The organism is Sphingobium sp. 15-1 (genome assembly GCF_013375535.1).
Classification (GTDB): Bacteria; Pseudomonadota; Alphaproteobacteria; order Sphingomonadales; family Sphingomonadaceae; genus Sphingobium; species Sphingobium aromaticivastans.
The window spans coordinates 144,060-169,986 of the sequence record NZ_JABXJG010000001.1; the positions used below are offsets into that span (position 1 = coordinate 144,060).

Genomic DNA, 25,927 nt, shown 5'->3' on the forward strand with positions numbered 1-25,927 from the left:
TTCCCGCCCGGTCATGGCCCGGCCGCGACGAACCGACTCCCGCTCGCCCCGGAGATGCGCTAACATGAACAGTTCGCCAGCCGCTGGCGATCCTTCATTGGGGCACTCATGGCAATCGAGATCGAACGGAAGTTCCTGGTCGTCAGCGATGAATGGCGCGCCCTGGCCGATGGCGGACGGCCCTTGCGCCAGGGATATGTCGCTTATGACGGCCATGGCAGCGTTCGCGTCCGCCTGTCCGCCGACGGAGCGTGGCTCACCGTGAAGAGCGCGCGGACGGGGTTGGTCCGGGACGAGTTCTGATCTGCCCCCACCGAGTGGACCGATAGGTTTGTTAGTGGATTAAGCCCATCGCCGCCATATCCGGACGGAGGTGGAGCGAAGCGGAACCGGAGGCCGGATATGGCGGTGTCGCCGTTTCCGGTGCCGGTGGCCGGTATCCCAGACTGCTATGCGGGCGGACGGTGTTGTAATGCCGCCGCCAAGCTTCGATCAGCACCTTGGCTTCGGCGAGGCTGTAGAAGATCTCGCCGTTGAGCAGTTCGTCGCGAAGCGACCCGTTGAAGCTTTCGTTATAGCCATTCTCCCATGGTGATCCCGGCGTGATGTAGAGCGTCTTCACGCCGATCTGCCCCAGCCATTGCTGGACGGCGGTCGCGATAAATTCGCTGCCATTATCGGACCGTATATGTGCCGGAGGGCCGCGCGAGATGAACAGGTCGGCTAAGGCCGCCAGAACATCCTCATGCTTGAGCTGACGCGCCACGACGAGCGCCAGGCACTCCCGGCTGGCCTCATCGATGATGGTCAGGATGCGGAACTTGCGGCCATCATGCGTGCGCCCTTCGACGAAGTCGTAGGCCCATACATGTCCCGGATATTCCGGCCGCAGGCGGATGCAGGATCCGTCATTGAGCCATAGACGCCCGCGCTTTGGCTGGCGCTGCGGAACCTTCAGCCCCTCACGCCGCCAGATCCGTTCGACCCGCTTATGGTTCACCGTCCACCCCGCATGGCACAGCAACGCCGTCACCCGGCGGTAGCCGTATCGACCATATTGCTTTGCCAGTGCGATGATGTCCTCCGTCAGCGCCTGCTCGTCATCCGCCCCGCGCGGCACCTTGCGCTGCGTCGATCGATGCTGACCCAGCACCCGGCATATCCGTCGCTCGGATACCGGAAACTCTCGTCGCACATGATCAATGCAGCGTCGCCGCCGCGCGGGGCTTAGAAGTTTCCCTTTGCCGCCTCCTGCAGGATCAGCTTGTCCAGGGTCAGGTCGGAAATCGCACGGCGAAGCCGCTGGTTCTCCTTCTCCAGATCCTTCATCCGCCGCGCTTGGTCGGTCTTCAGCCCGCCATATTCCTTGCGCCAGCGATAGTAGGTCTGCTCGCTGACCGCGATCCGCCGGCACGCCTCGGCGGTCGAGGCTCCCTGCGCCAGCACGATCTCAACTTCACGCAGCTTGCCGATAATCTCTTCCGGCTTGTGCTTCTTGCTCGGCATTCAATGTCCCTTTCGTGGTCCAGACTATCATAGTCTCTGGGCCACTCAGCAGGGGGCAGATCAGTTCGAATATCCGATTCCGGCGACCGATGCGGAAGAGATGCTCGATCGGCTCTGCGCCGACACCGTGATCAGGAAGACCCGCTATCGCGTGCCGCATGACGGCAAGATTTGGGAGGTGGACGTCTTCGCCGGTCCGGCGACGGGGCTGATATTGGCGGAAGTGGAGATGCGCTCCATCGATGAACGGTTCGACCTGCCCGATTGGGTGGGGGATGAAGTGACCAACGATCCGCGTTTCCGCAATTCCGCCATCGCCCTGATGGAAGGTTTCGAGGCGGCCTGACCATAACGGCGTCAGCGCCGCATGAAGCCCAGCCATCGCAAACCCATATAGGTCGCGATCGCCGCGCCGATGGCGATCAGCGTCGCGTGCATCGTGCCGTAGGGCCCCTGGGCCAAGGGCAGGCCGCCCGTATTCATGCCGAAGATCCCGGTGACCAGCGTCGCCGGAAGCATGAGCGCGGTGACGATCGACAGGATATAGAGATTCTGGTTCGTCCGTTGCGCTTCCTGAATGTCCAGCTCCTCCCGCAACAGCCGCAACTGGCCTTGCACCCCGAAAATGTCGGCATCCAGTTCCTGGAGTCTCTGCGCCAGCTTTTCCACGCTGGGGCGCAGCGCGTCCGGCAATTCCTCATCCTGTTCCAAGCGCTGGAACACGCCGCGCATGCCCGACAACAGGCGGTGTATCTGAGCCAGCCTGCGCCTGATGCCGATCAGGTCGCGCGCCTTGGGCGGATCGCGTCCTTCCAGAAAGCTGTCCTCGGCCTGTTGCACGTCGGTGCTGAGTCTGCGGCTGATCTCCGTGATATTGTCGCCTATGGCGCCGACCAGCAGCTCAAGCGCCTGCGCCGGACCCAGGATGCCGCGCGACAGGCGGTTCCTGACGATGTCGGCGGACCGGATCGGGTGCAGGCGTGTGGTCAGCATCAGGTCGGGCGTCAGGGCGATGCGCATCGCGCCCACCCGGGCCGTGTCCGCCACGTCGAAATCGCGCTCGAAATCGTGCAGCACGCATCCCACGGCGCCGCCGTCGACCAAGGCGCGTTGGTGCGTGTCGGCCGACAGCAGCAAATCCCGCACAGCCAGCGGCAGTTGTTCCGCCCGTTCGATCCAACTGCGCGTGCCATGATCGGCCAGATTGAGATGCAGCCAGCGGAAATGCCCGGCAGGCGGGCTTTCGCAATGCTGGACGGGCACGGTCCCCCGGCCGGTGACGTCGATGCCCCAGATCAGCCCCGGCGCCATGCCTCGGGCTGGCGCGGGAACCGGGCCGGGGATGGGGCCGTCGGCGGTTATGGCAGGCTCCGCCCGATGATCCGCGAAAGGAACTGGGGAAGGGTCATAGCCGCCATGGCCACGGTCGCGCTCATCGTCTCGCCTCGATCCTATGGGCTGGCTGAGGTTAGGCGTGGTTGATGACAGGCTTGTTGCAGGCGGCCATCGCCGGATTGTCGCTATCGTCCTACCGGGGTCGGCGCGATCTCGTTGGCGACGACTTCGTTCTTCGCCCGATCGATCGACCAGAGGCGGCGCGGCTGCGCGGGATCCCAGTCGATCGCCTGGCCAGGCGTCGCGATGCCGATGATGCGGCGCAGCTCCAGCGTCGACCCGGCCTCCGGAAAGGCGAGTTCGTAGAGTTCCGGTCGGTCATGGCCCGTCACGTACAGCCGGCCGTCGGCGCTCCAGCTCGCGCCGGAGCAGCTATAGGGGGTGAAGCGGGCCAGCACTTCCGGCGGGAAGGTCCAGGCGGCCTCCTGCCGGAACTGGTCGTCCATGCGGACCAGCAGCGTATAGCGCGTGTCGCGGCCCGGCTCCCCGCCCTTGCCGGCATAATTGGCGAAGACCGCCCACCATTTGCCATCATGTCGGTCCAGCGCCGTCAGCGATCCGGGGCCGAAACCCAGGCTGACCGTGCGGATATGGCGCAGCGTGGCGGTGTCGAAAAATTCGACCGCGCTGGTCTGCGGCACCGCCGGATAGTTGGACGCGGCGCAGACCAGTTCGCGCCCCGCCACGGTGCAACTGTTCATATGCGGAAAAAGCCGCCGTTCGCCCTGCCATTGGGCGACGCGTTCCCCGGTGGCGATGCGATATTTGCCGATCCGGTCATTGTCCACGGCATAGAGGAACTTGCCGTCGGACGCTGCGCCCTGATTGGCTTCGGGCGCGGTCATGCGGAAGGTCACAGGGGACGGGGCGGGCGATGGCGCGTCGGACGGCTGCGCGCCTGCCATGCTGGCAAGTGTGGCCATAAGCGCCGCGGGAACCAGAAAATTCGCTTTCATATCGGCTCGGGCGATCGAATCCTGTCGGGGATGGGACTATCCCATGCTCCCGCTTTTACGGGAATGGGGTGCTGCCTGGATGGAGCAGGCCTTAGGCCGGTTGCGTGACAATTTCATGTTGGCGTCCGCCTCACCAAAGGAATTCGGCCCCCAGCATCAGTCTGCGCGCCTGCTCGGCGGCAAGGATGGACCCGGACGGAGCGTCGCTGAGCAGGGCGGTGCTGGCGAGCCGGTCGGGATCGGTCAGCCGCAGCGTGATGGCGAGCGGGACTTCGGGGCTTTGATACCGCATGTCCGCCTCTATCCTGAAGCGGCGCGGCGATGTTCGCGCATCGCTGGCAAATGCGGGCAGGCTGCCGCGCGTGCCGCGCAGCGTCGCCCTGAGCGGCCCGCCGGTCCAGCCCGTCTCGATGGCGAGGCTATGTTCCCGCGCGCCATGATCCGCCGCATGGTCGAGGCGCGCCTCGCCATAGCGCAGGCCCCAATGCCAGTTCGGCGTCAGGCGATGACGAAACCCGATGCTGACGCCGCGCAATTGGGCCGAACCGCCGTTGAGGGGCAGGGCGGAGCGGTCCGCGAAGGACAGGCGGTCGCTGATCCGCCCCCGATAGGCCGTCACCGCAAAGCCAAGGTCGCTTGATGCTTGCCAATCCGCGTCGAAGCGCGTGCGGCTGATCCTTTCGGGTTGCAGGCGGCGGGCGAGGGCGCGAAAATCCTCATGCGCCAATCCCAGGGGGCCGGAACGGCCGGTCTCCCCAAAGCCGCGCATATTTTCCCTGTACCCCAAGGACAGGGCAAGGTCGGAGCGCGGGGTGAAGGCGAGCGTCCCTTGAGGCAGGAACCAGTCGCGCACCCGCAGCCGGCCGTCCCGGCCGGTCGCGGTCACATTGGCGCTGCGGTTGCTGAGCTTCATGCCCTGGAATCCCAGCACGGCGGTCAGCGTGCCGCTGAGCGGCATCTGGTCTTGAACGGTCAGCAGGACCATGCGGCTCCGCGGCGCGAAGCCGGGGAGCGGTTCGGCCATCATGGCCGTCGAAACGCTCTGCTTCTGTCGTCGGAGCATGATCTTCACCATGTCGGCCCGGTCATCGACCGGCGCCAGGTCCAGCCGGTCCATGCGCGCCCGCGACGACCTGACCGGGAAGGCGGAGCGCATCATCCGCAGCCCGGCGCGGGGCTTCAGCGAGAAAGCGGCGCTTTCGGGGGATAATTGCGCCGTAGCGGGCGGATGCGCCGCCAGCAGCGTGGCGGACAAGGCGAGCGCCAGGGGGCGGCGGTGCATCAATGCCCCTCTCCCGGACGGATGGGCAAGGGATCGCGGCTGGCAAAGTGGACCGGTTCATGCGGGCGGCGCACCGGCATGCGGTAGCGGACGACATAGCCGAAATGATCCGACAGCGGTTCGCCTCCGGCCTCGCTGCCGAACGGCACTTGCGCCCGGAGGACCGCCATGGGCCTGTCCCTGCCGTCGCGGGCGAAGATCCAGTCCTTGCCATGTTCGACTGCGTGGAGCAGGTCGCGGCGCGCGCCCTTGTCGGCCGCCGCCTGGGCGAGAGCCTGGCGGGCGCCGTCCAGGGCGGGCGCGACAAAGCGCAGGCCGGACCGGTCGAAGCCGCTGAAGAAGGCGTTGCGCCGCCGCATGTCGCCGCCGATGTTCATGTCGCCGCCCAGGATTAGCGCCTGTCCTTCGGGAACATGGCCGGCCACGAAACGGGCCATCAGTCCGACCTGCCGCGCAAAGGCCTGCTGCGTCCGGTCGATGGGCACCATGGCCGCGGCGCGGGCATTCAGATGCGCGTTGACGATGCTGACCGGTCCCGCGCCCGGCACATGGAGATGCGCGATCAGCACCCCCTTGTTCGCCATGCAGTCCAATCCGGCGCAGGCGAAATCGGGAAAGGCCATCCGGTCGATTCCGGCGATCCGATAATCGGACAGGATCATGAGTCCGCTGCTCAAGGATTTCCCCATCCGCTCGCCCCGGTCCCAGCGCGCCGTCTGGAGATAGGCGAGGTCGGCCGCATCCGTGCGCGTCTCCGTTCGCAATGCGCTGTCGGGACCGAAGGCGACGTGCCGGTAGCCCGCCTGGGCGGCAAGCGCCTGCGCCTCCGAAGAAAAGGCCTCCTGCAACAGCACGACATGGGGTTGGCGGCCCGTCCGGCGCATGGCCACCAGTCTTTGGCCGATCCGGTCCAGCGCTTCGTCCCGGCCCAGGGCCAGCGGCCATGGCAGTCCCTTGATATTATATGTCATGACGGACAGGACAGGGCTGTCCGCCGTCGCCATGGCGGACGCCGCCGCCATTGACGCGAGATGCGGATCTTCCCTGCCCGATCCCGATGTCGCAAGCATGGCCAGCCCGGCGAAGAGCAATGGCTGAAATGCCTTGAGCATGATGATGACCCCCCGGTTTGAGGGCGCAATTAGCAGGGCATTGGGTCAGGGCAGTGGCGGTAGCGCTGCAACGGGATGAAATTTCGGAGTCAGGTTTTTCATCGAAATGCCATCACTCTGTCATGATTCCATTTTGGAAAGAGCATAGGTCGGGGAACGGCCGCTTCGTTCGTCTTTGTTGATGCGCAAAGAAATTTTTTGAATTTATAATAAAAAACAGTTAAATGCTGAAATATTGAAAATATATTATAATATATATTACGATAACTACATTCATATATTTAGTTATAATTGTAAATTGCGGCGATATATGTGAAATATACAAGATAAAATCCATGAAAAGATGGATTATGAAACGAAAATTACAGGAGATAGAGGGTTATTGTTACAGTTGATGTAACAAAAATGTTGTGATCCCGACCTAATGGCGGCCCCGCAAAACATCCACTCGATGGGTTTGAAAAGGGGTTACACGCATGATTCGTTCTTCCGCCTCCTTGCTGCGCGCGTCGCTGTGCGGCCTGCTGCTGGCGTCGGTTTCCGCGCCCGCGCTGGCCAGCGCCGCCGCCGATGAGCAGCAGCCCGCAGACGCCGCCGCCGTCGACGATGCCGGCCTCGGCACGATCGTCGTCACCGCCACCAAGCGCGAAACCAACCTGCAGGAAACCCCGATCTCCATGGCGGTGATGAGCACGGAAGCGCTCAAGGACCGTCACGTCGCCAGCCTGTACGACCTGGCCGACGGCGCCGTCCCGTCGCTGCGCATCGCCACCTTCGAAGCGCGCCAGTCGGCTCTTACCATCGGCATTCGCGGCATCGTGCCGCTCGACGCCAACCAGCCCGCCCGTGAACAGGGCGTCGGCATCTATGTCGACGGCGTCTATATGGGCCGTCAGCACGGCCTGAACGCCGCGCTGTTCGACGTCGAGCGCGTCGAAGTGCTGAAGGGCCCACAGGGCACGCTGTTCGGCCGCAACACCGAAGGCGGCGCGCTCAGCATCGTCAGCAAGGCGCCGACCGGCGAATGGGGTGGCCGTGTTGAGGCTGGCGCCGGCAATTATGGCGGCCGTACCGCCGATGCCCATATCGACCTGCCCAAGATCGCCGGCTTCTCGATCAAGCTGGACGGCGTGATCCAGCATCAGGACGCGACCACCCGCAATCCGCTCGCTGGCCAGGCCGGCTTCAACTATTATAACCGCAAGGGCCTGCGCGCCGCCGTGCGCTGGCAGCCGACCAGCAGCATCACCAACGACTTCGCCTATGACGTCGCGAAGGATGAAAACACGCCCTTCTACAGCCAGTTGCTGAACTACAACCCCAATGGCTGTCATGCGGGTACCCAGGCTTCGCAACCCGCCTGCACCCTGCCGGGCACCGCCTATACCAACCTCGCTTTCAGCGGCACGCAGACCGCTGTGCGGCCGCTGCTGCCTGGCGTCGTGGTCAATGGCGACACCCGCATGAAGGTGGCCGACATCGGCGTGCCGCAGCAGCCCAGCGTCGACAAGACCCACGGCTTCACCAATACGCTGAAGTGGGAAGTCTCGCCGGAGATCGAGCTGCGCTCCATCACCGCATGGCGCGGCGTCGACGCGACCCAGTGGGACAATAGCGGCGGCGCCCATCGCGTGCCGCTGGTCAATCTGACCGCGTCGTGCACCCAGGCCGCACCCTGCGGGTTTAGCCGCTACAGCCTTGCCGACCTGCGCCAGCGCCAGTTCAGCCAGGAACTCCAGGCCGTCGGCACCATCAGCAACATCGACTATGTCGTTGGCGGCTTCTACTTCAACGAACATGTCAGCGACGACGCCGCCACGCCGAATTCGGTGGGTGCGGTTGCCGTACTCAACAATCTGGGCCAGGTGGTCGGCGCGAATTATGTGACCCTCAACCCCTGCACCGGTTCGAGCGGTTTCGGCTCGCAGGTCGGCTGCCGTTCGATCGACCGCGCCTCGGAAGTCTGGTCGAAAAGCTATGCCGCCTATGGCCAGCTCACCTGGAACGCCACTGACGCGCTGCACATCACTGTCGGCGGCCGCTACACGCATGACGAGAAGAAGGGCGTTCTGCACTTCTCGCGCAACGTGAATTATGACGTCAACACGACCGCGGCGACCGCTGCCGGTTACAAGCCGCTCGACAAGACGTGGAACCGCTTCAACCCGATGGCGACCGTCGCCTATGACGTCAGCAACGACGTGCATGTCTACGCCAAATATGCGACCGGCTACCGCGCTGGCGGCGCCAGCTCGCGCACGGCCAACTATCAGCCCTTCAATCCTGAAGATGTGAAGTCCTATGAAGTCGGCCTGAAGAGCGACTTCTGGAACAACCGCGCCCGCTTCAACCTGGCCGGTTACATCATGGACCGCAAAGACAGCCAGGTCGACATCAGCTCGATCCAGCCGTTCAACGGTTCCAACTTCAACAATCTGGTCACGATCAATGCGCCAGGCACCACCAAGATCCGGGGCATCGAGGCGGACCTGACCGTCGAGCCGGTCGACGGCCTGACGCTGAACGCATCCTATGCCTATACCTACACGCACATCCCGCTGGTGCCGATCACCTATACGGCGGGCGGCGCCTCGACCACGGTCCTCCAGCAGTTCTACATCGTCTTCACGCCGCGCAACGCCGCGAGCGGGTCGATCGACTACGCGCTGCCGATCGGCAGCGGCGACACGGCGCTGAAGTTCCACTTCGACGGCAATTATGCGCAGGCCACCCAGGCCTTCGACCAGTTCGCCACGAAGGCCGACAGCTCGCTGATCTTCAACGGCCGCATTTCGTTGGCCAATATCGGGACCGGCCATGGCCGCAACCTGACGCTGAGCGTCTGGGGCCGCAACCTGTTCAACGAGCAATATGTCTTCCGCCGCGATCCGTCGAACAGCCTGCCTGCCGCGCCGACCTCCAGCGTGTCGACCGGCAATATCAGCAACATCCTGGGCGACTACGGCAACTTCAACGCGCCTCGCACCTACGGCGTGGAAGCGTCCATCAAGTTCTGATCCGGACAAAGGAAGAGGCCGTGGCGTGCAACCCAGCACGCCACGGCCTCTTTTTTATGCGCGAGAGTCCTTTCCGGATTGGGCTTGGGGGGATTGCGAGCCGTCTTTTGTCTTGAAGTGCACCGTGCTCCTGCGAAGGCAGGAGCCCAGTTCCTACGGTGCGATGATCCACTAGGGGCGGGACTGGGCTCCTGCCTTCGCAGGAGCACGGCGCGCGCAATGGCCGCTACTGACCAAAGCCGGTCAAATCCCAACACAGCCTGCAACAAGCCCTAGGCTTGGGGCAGCCGCACCGTCACCCGCAACCCCGGCTGCGCATTGCCGAGGTCCAGCACCCCCCCATGCAGTTGCGCGATCGACGCCGCCAACGGCAGGCCGAAGCCATGTCCCTTTGCATGGCCGCCGCCTGACAGGCGCCCGAAACGGTCCAGCGCTCTGGCCCTGTCCTCTTCCGCGATGCCCGGACCGTCGTCGGCAATGACCAGCGAAACCGCCGTTCTGTCACGGCGCAGGGCGATGGAGATGGCGGTGCCCGCAGGGGTGTGCCGCAGGATGTTTTCGACAAGATTGACGACCATCTGCACCAGCAACTGCCGGTCGCCATTCACTGTGAGGGCTTCCAGAGCCAGAGCCGCGATCCGATGCCCGCTTTCCTCGATCACGGGTTCCAGCGCCTCGATCGTCTCCTCGACCAGGGCATGCAGATCGACCGGCGCGAAATTCGCCCGCCGCGCGCCGCTATCCACCTCCGCAATGCGCAGCAGCGCCGCGAACAGCGCCAGCAGCCGGTCGGCCTCTGCTTGCGCCGCCTCTATGCCTGGCCGCACCGGATCGGCGGCAGGATCGGTCCCGATCAGGCTGAGCTGGTTGCGCAGCCGCGCCAGTGGCGTGCGCAGTTCGTGCGCGACGCCGTTGGTGACGTTGCGGACCTCCTCCATCAGCTCGTTGATGCGATCCAGCATCCGGTTGAAGGCGGCGGCCTGGCTGTCGAAGGCGGTGCCCGATCCGTCGACCGGCACACGCTGCGACAGGTCGCCCTCGAATATCGCCTCCACCGTCCGGCGCATGTCGACGATCCGCCGCCGCACGATCAGCGTGAAGGTGGTCGCCGCGGCCAGCGCAATGGCGATGATCGATCCGAAGCCGATCAGGTAGATGCGTTTGCGCGCCGCATTATAATGGTCGAACGGCTCGGTTTCCGCGATCACCGCGAGGCGCAGGCCCTTGCCCAGATCGCGCACCAGCACCTTGCCGTGGGTGAGCCCCTTGATCCTGTCCGCGACATCGACCCGCGACGGGCCAAGCGGCAGGGGCCGGGTCACGCGCACATTGCCCGCGATCTGCCGCCCGTTTTCGAACAGGATGAAACCCAGGTCGCCCGTATCCCGGTCCCGCGCCGCCGCCATGATCCGCATGCCGATGCGCCGCGCCTGATGCACCTCTCCCTCCGGCGCGACCGACGCGCTGGCGCTTTCCAGGCGCTGGCCAACCAGATGGTCGATCGTCCGGAAGGTCGCGAAATAGATGCCGAAGGCGGTCGCCAGCGTCGCGCAGAGAAAAACCGCAAAGAAGGCGAGCGTCAGCGCCCGCAGCGATCGCAACTGCAAATCATCCCCTCAACATATAGCCGACGCCCCGGATGGTCCTGATCGGATCGTCGTCGCCAAATTCGGTGAGCTTGATCCGCAGCCTGCGGATATAGGCCTCCACAATGTTGGTAGCTGGCTCGAAATCATAATTCCAGACGCGCTCCAGCAGCATGGCGCGCGTGACCGTGCTGTCGGCATTGCGCACCAGTTCGGTCAGCAGCTTGAACTCGATCTTCTGGAGATTGAGCACCTTGCCGTTGCGCCAGGCGCAATGCTTTGTCGGGCTGACCAGCAGGTCGCCGGCGCGCAGCGTCTCGTCCGACCCGCGCCCCACCCAGCCGCGCGCCCGGACCAGCGCCTGGAGCCGGGCGTTGAGTTCGGCCGGGTCGACCGGCTTCACCACATAATCGTCGGCGCCGCTGTCCAGCCCCTCGACCTTCTGCCGGGACTGGCCCAGGGCGGTCATCATGATCACGGGCGTCAGGATATTGTTGGCGCGCAGGCTGCGCAGCACGGCGATGCCGTCCATGCCGGGAAGGATGCGATCGAGGATGATCGCATCGAACTGGGTGCCCGCCACGGCTTCCATGGCGCTGCGGCCGTCGGGCATGATGACGGCGCTATGCCCGATCAGGCGGAGTTGTTCGGCAAGTTGCAGGGCGAGGGCTTCGTCATCCTCGACGATCAGCAGATGAAGGGACACGCGATCCATTCCGTGATGAAGATTGTCCCCTGCCGTCCGGCGTTAGCATTTCTGGCCTGCAATGCCAATGAAATGCGGGGGTCGGGGGAGGCGGCGTTTGTTTTGTTTGGGCCAGGGCCAATCGCTAGCGTGAATGGCGACTGGCAATCGCCGTTCTGAAATCGTCATGCTGAACTTGTTTAACTGCGTTGGCCTTCGGCTCAGCATCCATTGTGCCTCCAGGTATGTTGGTCGCCTGGGGAGAAATGGATGCTGAAACAAGTTCAGCATGACGAAGGAGGATGAGACCGGGGATTATGGCCGCAGATCGACCGGTGGCTTCTCGGCCTCCGGCAGCTTGGCCCCCATGATCTGCGCCAAGGTGGGAGCAATGGCGCGCATGTCCATCTGGCCCAGCTTCTTGCCCGCGGGGATGCCCTGGCCCATCAGGAGGAAGGTCGACTGCAAATGGGCCGGTCCCGGGAAATAGCCGTGCATGCCCTTGATCGGGGCGGGCGCCACCAGCGGCGCGTCTGGCCCGCGGAAAATATCGGTCACGAAGCCCGGCTGAAGATCGACATAGAAGACTGCCTGGGGATTGCCGCCCATTTGCGCCACCTGCCCGCGATCCGCGATCCGGGCGATGCCATGGGTGGGATCGGCCGCCAGCCTGTCGAGCAGCGCCTTGACCCGGTCGGTCAGGGCCTGATCTTCCGGCCGGGCCAGCATGATCGCAGCCGACCCGCCCGAAATCCAGGGCATGGCCAGCCAGGAGGCGACCTTGCCGTCCTTGTCGAGCGTGATCAGCTTTTCGTCGAGGAAGGGGCGGAACAGGTTGACGGCGCTGTGCGTCGCTTCGAATCCGTGGTCGCTGACCAGCGCGATGACCGCGTCGGGATGCGCCTTGCGTTCCGCGGCGATGAGCTGGCCGACGATCCCGTCGATCTTTTCCAGAACCGCCTTCGCCTCCGGCGAACCCGGTCCCTTCGCATGCTGTTCATGGTCGAGCGCGGTCAGATAGACGGTCAGAAAATCGGGCTTGTGGTTTTCGATCAGGGCGGTGGCGAAGCGGCCCCGATTTTCGTCGCCCGACAGGCTTTCGTCGATCCCCATGGCATAGGATGCGCCGGTCGCGCGCTCCAGTTCCGCCTTCAGGCCGGGCGTCGACAGCGCGTCGAGCAGCTTCGCGTCGTCGGCATGGCCGGTGCGCCAGATTTGCGGCAGGTTCCAGGTCACGCTTTTCGCCGCGACGCTGACCGGCCAATGGACGTTGCCGGTGGTGAGGCCTGCCTTCGCCGCTGCTTCCCACAAGGTCGGCACCTGGATGTCGGAGGCATACCAGGTCCAGCCGCCCTGATTGATCTGCATGGGATCGAAGCTGTTATTGGCCGTGATGCCATGCCGGGCGGGCGCCGCGCCGGTGATCAGCGTCGTATGGCTGGGATAGGTAAGGGTGGGCAGCACTCCCGTCACGCCCGAGGCCGAGGCGCCCTCCTTCACGAAACGGCGCAGATGGGGAATGGCAAGGCCGCGCTTGTCCGCCTCCAGCACATCGCCGGGCCGCAGCCCGTCGATGGAGATGAGCAGGACGGGATTCGCCAGCGCCGACCCCGGAAGGGCAGCGAGGGCGATCGCGAACAGCGCGGCCTTGGTCATCGCCCTAGAACCCCGCCTTGATGGTGGCGAAGAACTGGGCCGGGGCGCCGACCAGCAGGGTCTGGGCGTCGCCGCTATTGCCGAAGCCGCCCGACCCGATAGTGCCAACATAGCGCTTGTCGAGCAGGTTGGTGGCGTTGAGCTGCAACTCAAGATGCTCGTTGAAATGATAGCCGACGCTGGCGTCGACGATCACCCGGCCCGGCACCGACACGTCATTGGTATAGCTGTAATAGCGGCGCGACATGTAATTGACGCCGATCCGGCCATAAGCGCCCTCATGCTCATAGCTGAGTTCGCCGCGCGCGATATGCTTCGGGCTGTCGACCACCGTCTTGCCCTTGATCGCCGCGACCAGCGTGCCGTCGCTGTTCACCACATCGTCGCGATAGGTGGAGTCGGTGTAGCTGTAGGAGGCATAGAGGCTGAAGCCGCCGCCCAGCTTCAGGTCGCCCGCCGCTTCGACGCCCACGGCGCGGACATTGCCGACATTCTGAAGCGCCGAGGCGAAGCCCTGGATCGGGCTGCCGACCTGCACCGCCAGCAAGCGGTTGCGGAAGTTGACCAGATAGGCGCCCAGCACGCCGTTGAACACTGACGTGTTGTAGCGCAGGCCCAGTTCATATGTGTCCGACGCTTCCGGCTTCAGATTGTCCTTGATCGCGTCGAAGCCGGTCTGGTTGGTTGAGAAGGGGCCGGTCGTCGTGGCGCTGGCAAAAGCGCGGGTCGCCTGGGTGAAGCCGCCGAACACTTCCGCCTCCGGGGAGAGTTCGACCGCAAAACCGGCATGGGGCTGGAACCAGTCCTCCGCCTTGATGCGGCCCTGCGGGAAGGTCGCCTGAACCACGGCGTCGGCCTCGTTGGTGACCTTGAAACCCTTCCAGCCCAGGTTGATCTTCACCATGCCGAAATCGATCTGGTCCTGGACATGATATTGGATCGTGTCGGTGGTGAAGTCGAACTCCCACTGGGTCGCGAAGGGATTCTTCGGATAGTCGCGGAAGCTCAGGCCCGGCTCGGTCCGGCTGGCGAAGGCGTAGAAGCGGCGGGCCTGGTTGAACTTGTTATTCTCATACCAGCCGCCGACGGTGAAATTCTGGATGCCCAGCGCGAAGTCGACGCTGCCGAACACGCCGATCCGGTCCATCTGATATTCGGTGGTGCGCACCGACATCGGGACGCCATTGGGGCTGGGGGTATAGGGCGTCGCCCACAGACCCATGCCCTTGTTGTTGTGATAATAGCCCTTCAGCTTGAAGCTGGCATGCTCGCCCAGCGGCGCGGCGACGCCGATCGCGCCCAGCCAGTCCTTGCGCAGGCCCGACGCGTCATAATAGGCGTCGTCGGCGCTGGTGACATTGCCGGGATAGACCTGACCTCCGGCAACCAGCGCGCCGCTATAGTCGTAGCGCCCATCGGGGAAGGGCGACCCGCCGCTGTTGCTGATCCGATCGACGTCGTTGAGGCGGCTGGCATAGTCGATGGCGCGGGCATAGTCGGGATATGTATTGTCCCAGTTCCAGCCCAGCCGACGGATCATCGACATCGACATGTCCTGATAATCCTGCTCGCGCCGGTCGGAATAGCTGAGCCAGCCGTCGACCGTCACGTCACCGACGGGGATCACGACCTTTGCATTGCCCATATGCTGGTCCTGCGTGCCTTGCCCCTTATATTTATCGGTCGAGCCATAGCCATAGGAGACATAGCCCCGAATGCCGTCGCGGCTGCCCAGCGCGAGGCGGGCGAAGGCGCGCCAGGTCTCATCGCTGCCATAGGTGAGGTTGCCCTGCCCGGCGAGCGCGCCGCTGCTCAGGAAATCGGCCGGATCGGCGGAGAAATGCTCGACCGTGCCGCCCAGCGCATTGGTCGCCTGGGTGCTGATGGAGCCCGCCCCCTGCGACACGCGCACGCTGCCGATATTTTCGGAGCTGATGGCGCGGGTGATGTGCAGGCCGTTATGATTGCCATAGCTCATGTCGCCCAGCGGAATGCCGTCGAAGGTGAAGCCGAGCTGGTTCTGGTTGAAGCTGCGGATGGTGACGCGCTGCGACCATTCATAATTGCCGAACGGATCGGCCGACTGGAAATTGACGCTGGGCAGCTTTTCGATGGCCTTCAGCGGATTGGTGCCGGGTGTCAGGGTGACGATGTCCTGCGCCTGGATTTCCTGCACCTGGCGGGTTTCGCCCCGCCCGAAGACGATGATGTTCGCGCTTTCTGCCGCGGCGTCGGCGGATGCCGAGGCGGGCGCGGTTTCTTGCGCGAAGGCAGGCGTGGCGGCCATGGCTGTCGAGGCCATCAGCAGGACGGTGGCTATACGCATGTGGACTTCCCCTTTTTCCGCAATCGTGGATTGGGGGGCGCCCTAGCCGTTCAATGTTGCACTGCGATGTGGGGTGTTTGACTGGGGTGAGACTTTTCCGTGACGGGGGTGTCACAATGAAGAGTGCTATCTCATCTGTCATGCTGAACTTGTTTCAGCATCCATTGTGCCTCCAGGAGCCGTGGTCGCCTGGGGAGAAATGGATGCTGAAACAAGTTCAGCATGACGAGTCCGGAAACCTCCTAACCCTCGCGAGCGACCTGGAACCCGGCGAAGGACTGGGTGACCGGCATCAATTCGATCCGGTTGAGGTTGATATGCGCCGGCTGGGTGGCGACCCAGAACAGCGTTTCCGCAATATCCTCCGCCGTCATCGGATTGGCGGTGCCGTAGAGCGCGTCCGACGCCGCCTGGCTGCCGGTGCGGACTAGCGTGAATTCGGTTTCCACCATGCCCGGCTCGATCGACGTCACCCGAACGCCGGTGCCGTGCAGGTCCGACCGCAGCCCCAGCGAGAACTGGCTGACGAACGCCTTGGTCCCGCCATAGGCATTGCCGCCCGCATAGGGATAGGTCGCCGCGACAGAACTCAGGTTGATGATGACGCCCTTGCGCTCGATCAGGCGCGGCAGCAGCTTGTGGGTGATGGTGACGAGACCAGTGATGTTGGTGTCGATCATCTGGCGCCACTGGTCAAGATCGGCCTTATGCGCGGGCGCAGTGCCCAATGCCAGCCCAGCATTGTTGATCAGCAGGTCGATCTGCGCAAAATCGGCGGGCAGGGCGGCCAGCGCGGCGTCGATGGCCGCTTCGTCGCGCATGTCGAAGCTGATCGCATGCACCTTGTCCGCGCCCAGTTCCGCCACCAGCGCGTGCAGCCGTTCGGCGCGGCGTCCGGTGACGATCACCTTCCAACCCGCCGCGACGAAACGCCGCGCCGATGCGGCGCCGATGCCTGCGGTCGCTCCGGTGATCAGCGCGGTTCCTGCCATGCTCTTTTCCATCCTTTCAGCCCGATGGGCCGGGATGTAAGCCTATTTGCGGCAATGCCAAGCGCCATTTGTCAGGCAATGGTCACGACGCGCGCGCGGCCCTTCCGGTCGAGCGGCTTCACCACCACCTTGTCGCCCATGCGGTCGAAGGCGATGTCGACCGCCGCATCCCCCACGCGCAACCCGTAAAGCGTGAGCTGGTCGATGAAACGGGGCAGGGTGGGTTCCCGCAACGAAATCTCCGCACCGTCGACATCGAAGCCCAGGCCCAGGCTCGACTGGATCAGCGACAGGGGGGCGGCGGCCGACCAGGCCTGCGGGCTGCACGCGACGGGGTAGAAGGTCGGTCCCTGCGCGCGCCGCCGCGGAAAGCCGCAGAAGAGTTCGGGCAGGCGCATCAGGTCGACATAGGTCGCCGCCGCGAACAGCCCCTCGAAGATCTGCGCCGCCTGCGCCCGATAGCCGTAGCGGGAAAAGCCCGCCGCGATCAGCGCATTGTCATGCGGCCAGATGGAGCCGTTATGATAGCTCATCGGATTGTAGCGCGCTTCGGTCGAGGCGATGGTGCGGACGCCCCACCCCGAAAAGGAGGAGGGCGCCATCAGCGTATGCACCACCATGTCGACCCGCTCTTCCTTGGCGAGCCCGGTGAACAGCACATGGCCCGCATTGGAGGATCGCACGCGGCAGGGCCGTTTCTCCCCGTCCAGCGCCAGCACATAGGTGCCGATCCCGGCGTCGAAGAAGGTGGCGTCGAACCGTTCCCGCAAACCCTCCGCCCGCGCGCGATAGTGCAGCGCCCTCTCCGGATCGCCCAGCGTCACGAAGATCGCCTCCGCCGCCCGCCAGGCGCCATAGACATAGGCCTGCACCTCCGCGAGCGCGATCGGGCCGCGTGCGATGCTGCCGTCGGCGTGGAAGACGGAATCATGGCTGTCCTTCCAGCCCTGATTGACCAGCCCCTGGTCGGTCAGCCGCCCATATTCGACGAAGCCGTCGCCATCGCGGTCGCCATGCTCGTCTATCCATGTCAGCGCGGCCTGGACATGCGGCAGGATTGAGGCGATGAAGGCGGCGTCCCCGGTCCGCTCCAGATAGGCGCCCGCCAGCATCACGAACAAAGGCGTGGAATCGATGCTGCCATAATAATGTCGGAAGGGCACTTCGCCCAGTTCTGCCATCTCGCCATGGCGCACTTCGTGCAGGATCTTGCCCGGTTCGGCATCCGCGGTGGCGTCGAACGCTGTCGCCTGATGCGCGGCCAGGTAGCCCAGCACGCCCCGGCTGATCGCCGGGTCCATCCATAAGGTCTCCAATGCGGTGATGATGGCGTCGCGTCCGAACACCGTGCTGAACCAGGGGATGCCGGCATAGGGGTAGGGGCCATATTCGGTGTCGGTCGACAACATGGAGATGTCGGCCACCGACCGCCGGGCGACTTCGTTGAAAAGCTGGTTGGAGGAGCACAGCGTCGCGCCGCGCGATCGCGCCTGCTTGAGCGCCTGCATCGATTCCCGCAGGGTCTTGAGGAAATATTTGGAAAGATCCCCGACGGGCTGCTCCTTGGGCTGGCAGCAGATATTGAGATAGATGGTGCGCCGCTCACCCGGCGGCACCGTCACCTGGAATTTGGCCTGGCTCTCCGTCAATGACTGGGGGACCGGGTCGAAGCGCAACAGCGTCTCGCGCCGCTTGTCGTCCCGCCCGTCATAGCCCAGCAGCACGGCGTCCGCGCCGATCACCGGCTCCCGCAGCGTGCCCCGCCGCAGCCGCGTCATGCCCCGTATCTCGAAGAGGTCCGCGAAATCGGCGGCAAAGCCGATATTCACCTCGACCGTGCGGATTTCGGTGTCGAAATTGCGGATGGTGATGCGCTCATGCACCGCCCCTTCCCACAGGAAGCGGGTGCGGCGCAGGTGGATGAGGTCATGCTCCACCGTCACCCGATCGTCCCCCCCGGTGAAGTCGGGGTTGGTGAGGTCGCAGGTCAGCATCGCATTGTCGTCGCGCAGCCCCGAACTCAGCAATATCGGCCGCGTGTCGTTGATGGTGAGGTAGAGATGCGACAAATGCCGCGTGTCGCGATGATACAGCCCCTCCGGACTGCCCGGCCCGGCGATCGCGTCCCCGCTATGGTCGAAGACGGCGAAACTGTCCCCATGTTTCAGCGTCCGGGGGCGCCGCTCATGCAGCGACGCCGTGGCCGGGATGAAAAACTGGGTCTGCGCTTGCGACAGGGCCTGTCCGGGGTTGATGTTCTGGACGGAAGGGCTCGGGTCTTCCGGCTTCAACTGGCTTGCCGTCATGCCTTTTTTCCTCCGCTATCCCACCACCAGAAGTTCGGCGCCCTCTCCGCGCAACCGGCGCAGCATGGCGGCTTGGGTGCGCGCGCCGGGGAGGTCATGATAAAGCTGGACATAGTCGGCGGCCATCCGTTCTGCCGTGAAGCGTGCGTCAAAGGCGGCGCGCACCCGCGACCGGTCGAGCGCCGCCAGGTTCCGGACGGCGGCTACGGCCTCATCCTCGCTTTCGACGATGAAACCCGACACGCCATGATCGATCACCTCCGGCACCGATCCGCAGCGGAAGGCGACGACCGGCGTGGCGCAGGCCATCGCCTCGATCATCACCAGGCCGAAGGGTTCGGGCCAGTCGATGGGGAAGAGCAGGGCGCTCGCCCCGCCCAGAAATTCGGCCTTCTGCGCTTCGTTAATCTCTCCGATATAGTCGATATTCGGGTATCGCTCGACCAGCGGGGCGATTTCCTGTTCCCAATAGAGCCGGTCGACCGCATCGATCTTCGCCGCGATGCGCAGCGGCAATCCGGCTCGCGCCGCGATGCGGATCGCCCGGTCGGGCCGTTTTTCGGGGGAAATCCGCCCCAGAAAGGCCAGATAGCCGTCACTATGGCCCGTGCGGGGCTGCAACAGGTCCGCCGGCAGGCCGTGATGGATGGTCCCGGCCCAGTTGACCGGCGGCATCGGCAGACGCTGATGGTCGGAGATCGACACCAGCCCATGGTCGGGAAAGGCGCGGTAGAAGGCGGGCAGGTCGGGCAGGTCCAGCCGCCCGTGCAGCGTCGTCACGCACCGGCCGATGAAATCCTGCACCAACGGCATGTGGATGAGGTCGATGTGGAAATGCAGCGCATCGAACTCGTCCGCCCGGCGCCGCACCGCGTCCAGCAGGATCATATGATAGGGAATGGGATCGCGCACCGCGGGGTTCAGCCGCAGCGCCATCTCCGTCACCGGCACCAGTTCCGCCGCCGTGACCGAATCGCCGCTGGCGAACAGCGTCACATCATGGCCCTGACGGACCAGTTCCTCGGTCAGATAGGATACGATACGTTCCGTGCCGCCATAAAGGCGCGGCGGCACGCTTTCGGCAAGGGGGGCGATCTGGGCAATTTTCATGGCCGGGCATTCCTCTCGATGGTCGCGCCGTCACCGATCCCCCGACCTGCGGTCGACGCCCCTCTTAAAAGCCTGAGGGCCTCGCAAGTTGCATGACGATTGCATCCGCATGTCGGGATTTTGCCGAAGCATGATCCTGTTCGGCTGGTCGATGGAAAGCGCCCGTCCGCATCATTTTTGGCGCGGCTGACTTCGGACTGACATAGTCCACATGCATGAAGGGAGCATCGAAAAGCTGGCTGGCCGGTCTGAAGAGGGGCGGACATGGCCTTGAAATATGGAGAGTAAATTGACGATCCTCACGATCGATTTCGAGGCGTCGTGCCTGCCCCGGCACGGCCTGTCCTACCCGATCGAAGTCGGTATTGCTGGCGATGGTAGAGCGCAAAGCTGGTTGATCCGGCCGCATGACGATTGGGCCGGATGGCATTGGTCGGCGGAGGCGGAGGCGCTGCACGGCCTCAGCCTGGAGCGGGTGAATCGCGAAGGCCTGCCCGTCGAAACCGTACTCGCGGAGCTGACGGCCGCTTGCGACGGATGGCGGATGGTGGCCGACAGCATGATCGACCAATATTGGCTGGACACGCTGGCCGACGCGGCAGGGCAGGCGACGCCTTTCCTGATCGATCATGTCTCGCTGTTACTGGACGAGCATCGCGCGGATGAGCAGCGGATCGGCGCCGCCGTCGCCTTTGCCGACGGACGCCATGCCGAGCGCCACCGGGCCGCGAGCGATGCCCTGTGGCTGTCGGCGCTGCTCGATCATATCGCGGCCGGGAGGGTCCATCGCCCCGCCCTGATGCGCGTGGCTTGAGACAAATCCTCCCCATCGAAAGATGGGGAGGGGGACCGTCGGCGCAGCCGAGGGTGGAGGGGAATCGCGCAGGTCGTGCCATTTTCCCGTCCGCCGGCATGGGAAGGATTTTTGCCTGTGCCTTCGCCACATGGAAAATGCTTGAGCAACAATTTGTAACGCCCGGCAAATTACGGAGACATTCAGGGGGCCTAAATCCCGACCGACCATTTCCGGTTGTTAGGGAGCAGACCCCATGTTTCTCATTCTCGCGTCCAGCGCGGCAGCCCTGGCGGTTGCGACGCCGATCCACAGCGCTGAAATCACCCACGCATCCAACGCCTATCTGGCGAGCTACAAGACGGAATCGACCCTCCGTCTGCGCGAAGTCGAATCCCGTTTTGCCAATCGTCCGTCGGTGCCAGTGTGCCGCTGGCAGGCCGAGCTGGTCGTGAACCGCGACGTCGCGGCCCAGGGCCGCACCCTCGCCGCCGTCGCCAAACCGATCCATCGTTTCGCTCCCCTGTCGGGCAGCCATGCGGGCAATTGCACCGCAGCGCGCGGCCAGATCGAGGCGGAAGTGGCGCGCCACAGCGCCGCCCGTTCGGCCGAGGCTGTCGCCGTCGCGCAGCAGGACCGCGCAGTTTTGGTCAATGAGCTGGACGGCATCCATGCGCTGTCCGTGAAAGGCGCCGTGACCGGCGGATGACCCCGCCGCTCATATTGATTGCGGAGGCCCAGCAGGAGGTGCGCCATGAGGTGCGCCAGTCGCTGGAGGAAAGCGGGTTTCGCGCCCTTTCCGCCGCCTCCGCGAACGACATATGGAGCGCGATGGACAGCATGGCCGTGGGTGCGGTCGTGCTGGACGCCGCGCTGCGCGGCCCGGACGGCATGGATTTGTGCCGTGACGTCCGGGAACGCAGCGACGTGCCGATCATCCTGGTCGGCGCCAACAGCAGCGAGGTCGACCGGGTGGTCGGGCTAGAGCTGGGCGCCGACGACTATATGGCGAAACCCTATTCGACCCGCGAGCTGGCCGCGCGGCTGCGCGCCGTGCTGCGCCGTGGCCGCAATGAGCGCGCGCTGGGCCAGAAGCGCCCGGCCGAGGCGCGCTTCGATGGCTGGGTGGTCGATTCTTCCCGGCGCGAGGTGCTCGATCCCGACGGCGCGCCGGTCGACCTGACCGCCGCCGAATTCTCGCTGCTGCTCGTGTTGCTCGACCATCCACAGGTGGTGATCGCCCGTCCGCGCCTGATGGAGCTGGCCGGGGTGCGCGACGCGCCATCCTCCGACCGGAGCGTCGACGTGCTGGTCAGCCGGTTGCGGCGCAAGCTCAGCCATGGCGGCCGGCCCGCGCCCATCGTCACGGTAAGGGGCGGCGGCTATATGTTCAGCGCCGTCGTCGACCGGCGTTAGCGCATTAATCCGTCATCCCGGCTTTATCCGTCATCCCAGCGCAAGCTGGGATCTCAGGCGATAGGGCACAACCCAGCCTCACGAGATCCCAGCGTTCGCTGGGATGACGGATTCATGCAGGTCCGGCATTGGCCAACTGCATGGCCGAACTGGAAAATTTTCCGGACACATTATTTAACAAAGCCGCTGCGCCGCAGCAAAACCGCATCCCTATCCTTCATCCTCAATGCTGGTCTGTCCTCCGACCGGCCCCCATTTAGAAGGATGCAACGACATGAACGATCTGATCGGTCGCGTATTCAGCTTCGAAAGCCATGTCTTTCCCAACCAGAGCGCGCTCTACAGCCGTCTGGTGAACGAAGGGCAGAGCCCCAAGGCGCTGATGATCTCCTGCGCGGATTCGCGCATCGTGCCGGAACATATCATGCAGGCCGACCCCGGCGACCTCTTCGTCTGCCGCAACGCGGGCAACATCGTGCCGCCGCATGCGACGCAGAATGGCGGCGTCACGTCGACCGTCGAATATGCGGTGATGGTGCTGGGCGTGCGCGACATCATCGTCTGCGGCCACAGCGATTGCGGCGCGATGAAGGCGCTGTCCACCGACGCCGATCTGACCGCCATGCCCAATGTCGCCGCCTGGCTGCGCCACAGCCACGCCGCGCAGAAGGTCTGCCGCGAAAGCTATCCCGACGATCTGACCGACGCCGACAAGCTGCGCAACATGGCGCTGGAGAATGTCGTGGTGCAGCTCGCTCATCTGCGCACCCATCCCTCGGTCGCGTCGGGCATCGCCCGCGGCGAGATCGCGCTGCATGGCTGGTATGTCGACATTCATGCGGGTCAAGTTCTGGGTCTGGACGGCGAGACTGGCCGCTTCCTGCCGCTGCGCGAAGGCCAGCCGCTGCCAGTCGCGCTGCCGCATGCCCGGCGTCTGGCCGCCGGCATCGCCTATGCCGAGGCCGCGGAGTAAGCTTATGCTCAAGGCATTTTCCGGCGGCACTTTCAGCCGCGACTTCACGGCCTCCATCGTCGTCTTCCTGGTGGCGATGCCGCTCTGCATGGGCATTGCCATCGCCTCCGGCGTGCCGCCGGAAAAGGGGCTGATCACCGGCATGATCGGCGGCCTGATCGTCGGCCTGCTGGCGGGTTCGCCCTTGCAGGTCAGCGGTCCGGCGGCGGGTCTGGCGGTCATCGTCTTCGAAATCGTGCAGAAACAGGGGCTGTCCGCCCTTGGCCCGATCCTGATCCTGGCGGGCGCCATTCAGGTCGTGGCCGGGCTGCTGCGGGTTGGCGGCTGGTTCCGCGCCATCTCTCCGGCGGTCGTGCACGGCATGCTGGCGGGCATTGGCGTGCTGATCGTCGTCGGTCAGTTTCATGTGCTGTTCGATGACAAGCCGCTCTCCAGCGGTCTCAAGAACCTTGTCGCCATGCCGGGCCAGATTCTGGGCCTCTCCAATCAGGATGCCGCCACCGCCTTTGCGGTCGGTCTGGTGACTATCGGCGGCATGCTCGGCTGGGAAAAGATTCGGCCCGCCTCGATGAAGCTGCTGCCGGGCGCATTGGTCGGCGTGGTGCTGGCGACGCTGGTGGCCTTTCTCTTCAGCCTGCCGGTCGCCCGCGTGGTCGTACCGGAATCGATCGTCGCCGCCATTTCGCTGCCGGAACAGGGGCTGCTCCAGCAGCTCATGAACCCCACGGTCATCACCACCGCCATCGCCATCGCCTTCATTGCCAGCGCCGAAACCTTGCTGTCGGCGGCGGCGGTCGACCGGATGCATGACGGCGTGCGCACCAATTACAACCGCGAACTCAGCGCGCAGGGCGTGGGCAACTTGCTCTGCGGCGTGGCGGGCGCGCTGCCGATGACCGGCGTCATCGTCCGCAGCTCGGCCAACGTTCAGGCCGGGGCCAAGACGCGCCTGTCGACCATCCTGCACGGCGTCTGGATTTTGGGCTTCGTCGCTTTGCTGCCATGGCTGCTGCGCGAAATCCCGATGGCGGCGCTGGCGGGCATATTGGTTGTCACCGGCATTCGTCTGGTCAGCCTTGATCATGCGAAGCATCTGTTCCACCGCTACGGCCCGCTCCCCGCCGTGGTGTGGGCGGCGACGCTGATCTGCGTCGTGGCGACCGACCTGCTGACCGGCGTTCTGGTCGGCATCGGCCTTTCCATGCTGGAAATGCTGCCCCATGTCCGCCGCCTGCGCCTTGGCATGGACGAGGAAGCGCGCGACGATGCGCATGAAGTCGCGCTGCACGGCACCGCCACCTTCCTCAGCCTGCCGAAGTTGTCGGCCATGCTGGAATCCGTGCCCGCCGGCCGTCTCGTCATCCTGAATGTCGAGCGCCTTGGCCATATCGACCATACGTGCGCGGAAATGGTCCGCGAATGGGTCGACCGCCGCCGGGGCACGGGCGCGCAGGTCGAACTGTTCGGCGCTACGGGCCGCATGCGTCATCTCGTCGCCTGACACCCATTCCCCTCGTCAGGCGATGAACGAACCGCCGCATCATCTCCCAGTGATGCGGCGGTTTTGCGTTGCCGATCAGAAACCGAACAGAAACATTCAGAACGCCATAAGAAAATAATCGTGTTGCCGACAACACAGTGGCGCCATTCCTTTGTGCATCTGCGAAAAAGCCGTTTCCTGTATCCTCCGCATGACCCTAATCTGCTTTCGATCCGCCGGTATCGAAGACGAATGAAAGAAAAGATCTTCGGACGGAGCGGACGCAGGACGGAACATTCTTGCCTAAAAGGGGAATGTTCATGAAGTATCAGATTGCCTGTGCCGCGCTTGCGCTGCTTTCCAGCGCTCCGGCTTTCGCTCAGGAAGAGCCCGCAGGCCCCGTCACCGTTTCCGGCAGCGTCGCGCTGGTCTCCGACTATCGCTTCCGCGGCGTGTCGCAGTCCGACAAGGCCATGGCCATCCAGGGCGGCGTCACCGCCACGCATGAAAGCGGCGTCTATGTCGGCACCTGGGGATCGAGCCTGGCCGGCTGGGGCCAGTTCGGCGGCGCCAATATGGAACTCGACCTGTTCGCGGGCTATGCGATCCCGCTGGGCGGCGCGACGCTGGACGTTGGCCTGACCTGGTACATGTATCCGTCGGGCGCGGACATCACCGACTTTGCCGAACCCTATGTGAAGCTGTCGAGCCAATTGGGTCCGGTCAAGGGTCTGATCGGCGTCGCCTATGCGCCTAAGCAGGAGGCGCTGGGCAAATGGTGCAGCGACGCGGCCTGCACCGTCTTCGATCCGGGCGACAAGGAAGATAATCTCTATGTCTGGGGCGACATCAGCGGCGCCGTGCCGAACACGCCGGTCACGCTGAAGGCGCATTTGGGCTGGTCGAACGGCAATAGCGGCCTTGGCCCCAACGGCACGTCGGTCGCGCCGACCGGCAAATATCTCGACTGGCTGGTGGGCGCGGACGTCGCCATTCCGGGCACGCCGCTGACGCTGGGCATCGCCTATGTCGACACGGACATCGCCCGGGTCGAGGAAAATTATCTCCGCCCGAACTTCATGGTTCAGGATGGCGACAATTTCGGCAAGTCGATTGCGCGCAGCCAGGTGGTCTTTTCCCTTTCGGCCGCCTTCTGACGGGATGCATGCCGGGCCTTGGAAAGAGGCCCGGCATGACAAAAATTGCTGCGCCGGGACGGATGATTGTCCGGCGCGTGACAAATTGTTGCTAGGGTTCCTTCGCCCTGTTGCTGCGGCAACGTCCGGTTGACCCTCTGCGCAGGGGAACCTATCTCGCTCCCCATGTGCAAAATTCC

Annotated in this window: 21 protein-coding genes; 9 read left to right on the forward strand and 12 right to left on the reverse strand. The window is 64.5% G+C overall.

Annotation, left to right across the window (positions count from 1 at the left end; genetic code table 11):
- The first annotated feature begins 108 nt into the window (after positions 1 to 108).
- Positions 109 to 303, forward strand: coding sequence for a CYTH domain-containing protein (locus HUK72_RS00640; RefSeq protein WP_176595064.1), 195 nt, complete (start codon positions 109 to 111; stop codon positions 301 to 303).
- Between the two features lie 31 nt (positions 304 to 334).
- On the opposite strand, the gene HUK72_RS00645 is transcribed toward HUK72_RS00640, so the two are convergent.
- Positions 335 to 1,506, reverse strand: a protein-coding gene (locus HUK72_RS00645; RefSeq protein WP_176595065.1) for an IS3 family transposase whose coding sequence is annotated in 2 segments (ribosomal slippage) — positions 335 to 1,242 and positions 1,242 to 1,506 — 1,173 coding nt in all. Because the reading frame shifts where the segments join, the coding sequence is not laid out codon by codon here.
- Between the two features lie 100 nt (positions 1,507 to 1,606).
- Here HUK72_RS00645 and HUK72_RS00650 point away from each other — a divergent pair.
- Positions 1,607 to 1,852, forward strand: coding sequence for a hypothetical protein (locus HUK72_RS00650; protein WP_176595066.1), 246 nt, complete (start codon positions 1,607 to 1,609; stop codon positions 1,850 to 1,852).
- 11 nt (positions 1,853 to 1,863) lie between these two features.
- On the opposite strand, the gene HUK72_RS00655 is transcribed toward HUK72_RS00650, so the two are convergent.
- The 4 genes from HUK72_RS00655 to HUK72_RS00670 all read right to left on the reverse strand — a co-directional run bounded on the left by HUK72_RS00655 (position 1,864) and on the right by HUK72_RS00670 (position 6,251).
- Complete coding sequence (locus HUK72_RS00655; RefSeq protein WP_176595067.1) at positions 1,864 to 2,817, reverse strand: transporter; 954 nt, start codon at positions 2,815 to 2,817, stop codon at positions 1,864 to 1,866.
- Between the two features lie 209 nt (positions 2,818 to 3,026).
- Positions 3,027 to 3,824 (reverse strand): YncE family protein, encoded by a 798-nt coding sequence (locus HUK72_RS00660; RefSeq protein ID WP_176595068.1) that lies wholly within the window; start codon positions 3,822 to 3,824, stop codon positions 3,027 to 3,029.
- Between the two features lie 163 nt (positions 3,825 to 3,987).
- A complete protein-coding gene (locus tag HUK72_RS00665; protein ID WP_176595069.1) occupies positions 3,988 to 5,139 on the reverse strand; it encodes a TonB-dependent receptor domain-containing protein in 1,152 nt (383 codons plus the stop codon).
- Complete coding sequence (locus HUK72_RS00670; protein WP_176595070.1) at positions 5,139 to 6,251, reverse strand: endonuclease/exonuclease/phosphatase family protein; 1,113 nt, start codon at positions 6,249 to 6,251, stop codon at positions 5,139 to 5,141. The genes HUK72_RS00665 and HUK72_RS00670 overlap by 1 nt, the downstream gene beginning before the upstream one ends.
- 476 nt (positions 6,252 to 6,727) lie before the next feature.
- On the opposite strand from HUK72_RS00670, the gene HUK72_RS00675 reads away from it, so the two are divergent.
- Positions 6,728 to 9,268 carry a TonB-dependent receptor gene (locus tag HUK72_RS00675; RefSeq protein WP_176595071.1) on the forward strand — a complete coding sequence of 847 codons (2,541 nt, stop codon included), beginning with the start codon at positions 6,728 to 6,730 and terminating at the stop codon, positions 9,266 to 9,268.
- Between the two features lie 272 nt (positions 9,269 to 9,540).
- On the opposite strand, the gene HUK72_RS00680 is transcribed toward HUK72_RS00675, so the two are convergent.
- The 7 genes from HUK72_RS00680 to HUK72_RS00710 form a co-directional block, all read right to left on the reverse strand.
- Positions 9,541 to 10,875, reverse strand: coding sequence for a sensor histidine kinase KdpD (locus HUK72_RS00680; RefSeq protein ID WP_176595072.1), 1,335 nt, complete (start codon positions 10,873 to 10,875; stop codon positions 9,541 to 9,543).
- A gap of 1 nt (position 10,876) precedes the next feature.
- Positions 10,877 to 11,569: a response regulator transcription factor gene (locus HUK72_RS00685; RefSeq protein ID WP_176595073.1), complete on the reverse strand. Its 693-nt coding sequence runs from the start codon at positions 11,567 to 11,569 to the stop codon at positions 10,877 to 10,879.
- A gap of 285 nt (positions 11,570 to 11,854) precedes the next feature.
- Positions 11,855 to 13,195: an alkaline phosphatase family protein gene (locus HUK72_RS00690; RefSeq protein ID WP_176595074.1), complete on the reverse strand. Its 1,341-nt coding sequence runs from the start codon at positions 13,193 to 13,195 to the stop codon at positions 11,855 to 11,857.
- Between the two features lie 4 nt (positions 13,196 to 13,199).
- On the reverse strand, positions 13,200 to 15,521 hold the full coding sequence (locus tag HUK72_RS00695) for a TonB-dependent receptor (RefSeq protein WP_176595075.1): 2,322 nt from the start codon (positions 15,519 to 15,521) through the stop codon (positions 13,200 to 13,202).
- Between the two features lie 242 nt (positions 15,522 to 15,763).
- Positions 15,764 to 16,513, reverse strand: a complete 750-nt coding sequence (locus HUK72_RS00700; RefSeq protein WP_176595076.1) for an SDR family NAD(P)-dependent oxidoreductase — start codon at positions 16,511 to 16,513, stop codon at positions 15,764 to 15,766.
- 71 nt (positions 16,514 to 16,584) lie between these two features.
- Positions 16,585 to 18,819, reverse strand: a complete 2,235-nt coding sequence (locus tag HUK72_RS00705) for an amylo-alpha-1,6-glucosidase (protein WP_176595077.1) — start codon at positions 18,817 to 18,819, stop codon at positions 16,585 to 16,587.
- A 15-nt stretch (positions 18,820 to 18,834) separates the two neighbouring features.
- On the reverse strand, positions 18,835 to 19,929 hold the full coding sequence (locus tag HUK72_RS00710; protein ID WP_176595078.1) for a glycosyltransferase family 4 protein: 1,095 nt from the start codon (positions 19,927 to 19,929) through the stop codon (positions 18,835 to 18,837).
- Between the two features lie 277 nt (positions 19,930 to 20,206).
- Here HUK72_RS00710 and HUK72_RS00715 point away from each other — a divergent pair, with 277 nt between their 5' ends.
- The 6 genes from HUK72_RS00715 to HUK72_RS00740 all read left to right on the forward strand — a co-directional run bounded on the left by HUK72_RS00715 (position 20,207) and on the right by HUK72_RS00740 (position 25,748).
- Positions 20,207 to 20,743 (forward strand): hypothetical protein, encoded by a 537-nt coding sequence (locus HUK72_RS00715; protein WP_176595079.1) that lies wholly within the window; start codon positions 20,207 to 20,209, stop codon positions 20,741 to 20,743.
- 235 nt (positions 20,744 to 20,978) lie between these two features.
- Positions 20,979 to 21,431: a hypothetical protein gene (locus HUK72_RS00720; RefSeq protein WP_176595080.1), complete on the forward strand. Its 453-nt coding sequence runs from the start codon at positions 20,979 to 20,981 to the stop codon at positions 21,429 to 21,431.
- Positions 21,428 to 22,138 (forward strand): response regulator transcription factor, encoded by a 711-nt coding sequence (locus HUK72_RS00725; RefSeq protein WP_176595081.1) that lies wholly within the window; start codon positions 21,428 to 21,430, stop codon positions 22,136 to 22,138. The genes HUK72_RS00720 and HUK72_RS00725 overlap by 4 nt, the downstream gene beginning before the upstream one ends.
- A gap of 274 nt (positions 22,139 to 22,412) precedes the next feature.
- Positions 22,413 to 23,111 (forward strand): carbonic anhydrase, encoded by a 699-nt coding sequence (locus tag HUK72_RS00730; protein WP_176595082.1) that lies wholly within the window; start codon positions 22,413 to 22,415, stop codon positions 23,109 to 23,111.
- A gap of 4 nt (positions 23,112 to 23,115) precedes the next feature.
- Positions 23,116 to 24,612, forward strand: a complete 1,497-nt coding sequence (locus HUK72_RS00735) for a SulP family inorganic anion transporter (protein ID WP_176595083.1) — start codon at positions 23,116 to 23,118, stop codon at positions 24,610 to 24,612.
- Between the two features lie 293 nt (positions 24,613 to 24,905).
- Positions 24,906 to 25,748: a TorF family putative porin gene (locus HUK72_RS00740; RefSeq protein WP_176595084.1), complete on the forward strand. Its 843-nt coding sequence runs from the start codon at positions 24,906 to 24,908 to the stop codon at positions 25,746 to 25,748.
- Positions 25,749 to 25,927 lie beyond the last annotated feature (179 nt).

What these genes read in the sequence shown, in the direction of transcription:
- HUK72_RS00640 (WP_176595064.1), top strand. Translation starts at nt 109, where the DNA reads ATGGCAATCGAGATCGAACGGAAGTTCCTGGTCGTCAGCGATGAATGG.
- HUK72_RS00735 (WP_176595083.1), top strand. Translation starts at nt 23,116, where the DNA reads ATGCTCAAGGCATTTTCCGGCGGCACTTTCAGCCGCGACTTCACGGCC.
- HUK72_RS00740 (WP_176595084.1), top strand. Translation starts at nt 24,906, where the DNA reads ATGTTCATGAAGTATCAGATTGCCTGTGCCGCGCTTGCGCTGCTTTCC.
- HUK72_RS00690 (WP_176595074.1), bottom strand. Translation starts at nt 13,195, where the DNA reads ATGACCAAGGCCGCGCTGTTCGCGATCGCCCTCGCTGCCCTTCCGGGG.
- HUK72_RS00660 (WP_176595068.1), bottom strand. Translation starts at nt 3,824, where the DNA reads ATGGCCACACTTGCCAGCATGGCAGGCGCGCAGCCGTCCGACGCGCCA.
- HUK72_RS00720 (WP_176595080.1), top strand. Translation starts at nt 20,979, where the DNA reads ATGTTTCTCATTCTCGCGTCCAGCGCGGCAGCCCTGGCGGTTGCGACG.
- HUK72_RS00665 (WP_176595069.1), bottom strand. Translation starts at nt 5,139, where the DNA reads ATGCACCGCCGCCCCCTGGCGCTCGCCTTGTCCGCCACGCTGCTGGCG.
- HUK72_RS00685 (WP_176595073.1), bottom strand. Translation starts at nt 11,569, where the DNA reads ATGGATCGCGTGTCCCTTCATCTGCTGATCGTCGAGGATGACGAAGCC.
- HUK72_RS00655 (WP_176595067.1), bottom strand. Translation starts at nt 2,817, where the DNA reads ATGGCGCCGGGGCTGATCTGGGGCATCGACGTCACCGGCCGGGGGACC.
- HUK72_RS00650 (WP_176595066.1), top strand. Translation starts at nt 1,607, where the DNA reads ATGCTCGATCGGCTCTGCGCCGACACCGTGATCAGGAAGACCCGCTAT.
- HUK72_RS00705 (WP_176595077.1), bottom strand. Translation starts at nt 18,819, where the DNA reads ATGACGGCAAGCCAGTTGAAGCCGGAAGACCCGAGCCCTTCCGTCCAG.
- HUK72_RS00715 (WP_176595079.1), top strand. Translation starts at nt 20,207, where the DNA reads ATGGAGAGTAAATTGACGATCCTCACGATCGATTTCGAGGCGTCGTGC.
- HUK72_RS00670 (WP_176595070.1), bottom strand. Translation starts at nt 6,251, where the DNA reads ATGCTCAAGGCATTTCAGCCATTGCTCTTCGCCGGGCTGGCCATGCTT.
- HUK72_RS00730 (WP_176595082.1), top strand. Translation starts at nt 22,413, where the DNA reads ATGAACGATCTGATCGGTCGCGTATTCAGCTTCGAAAGCCATGTCTTT.
- HUK72_RS00725 (WP_176595081.1), top strand. Translation starts at nt 21,428, where the DNA reads ATGACCCCGCCGCTCATATTGATTGCGGAGGCCCAGCAGGAGGTGCGC.
- HUK72_RS00675 (WP_176595071.1), top strand. Translation starts at nt 6,728, where the DNA reads ATGATTCGTTCTTCCGCCTCCTTGCTGCGCGCGTCGCTGTGCGGCCTG.
- HUK72_RS00710 (WP_176595078.1), bottom strand. Translation starts at nt 19,929, where the DNA reads ATGAAAATTGCCCAGATCGCCCCCCTTGCCGAAAGCGTGCCGCCGCGC.
- HUK72_RS00695 (WP_176595075.1), bottom strand. Translation starts at nt 15,521, where the DNA reads ATGCGTATAGCCACCGTCCTGCTGATGGCCTCGACAGCCATGGCCGCC.
- HUK72_RS00700 (WP_176595076.1), bottom strand. Translation starts at nt 16,513, where the DNA reads ATGGCAGGAACCGCGCTGATCACCGGAGCGACCGCAGGCATCGGCGCC.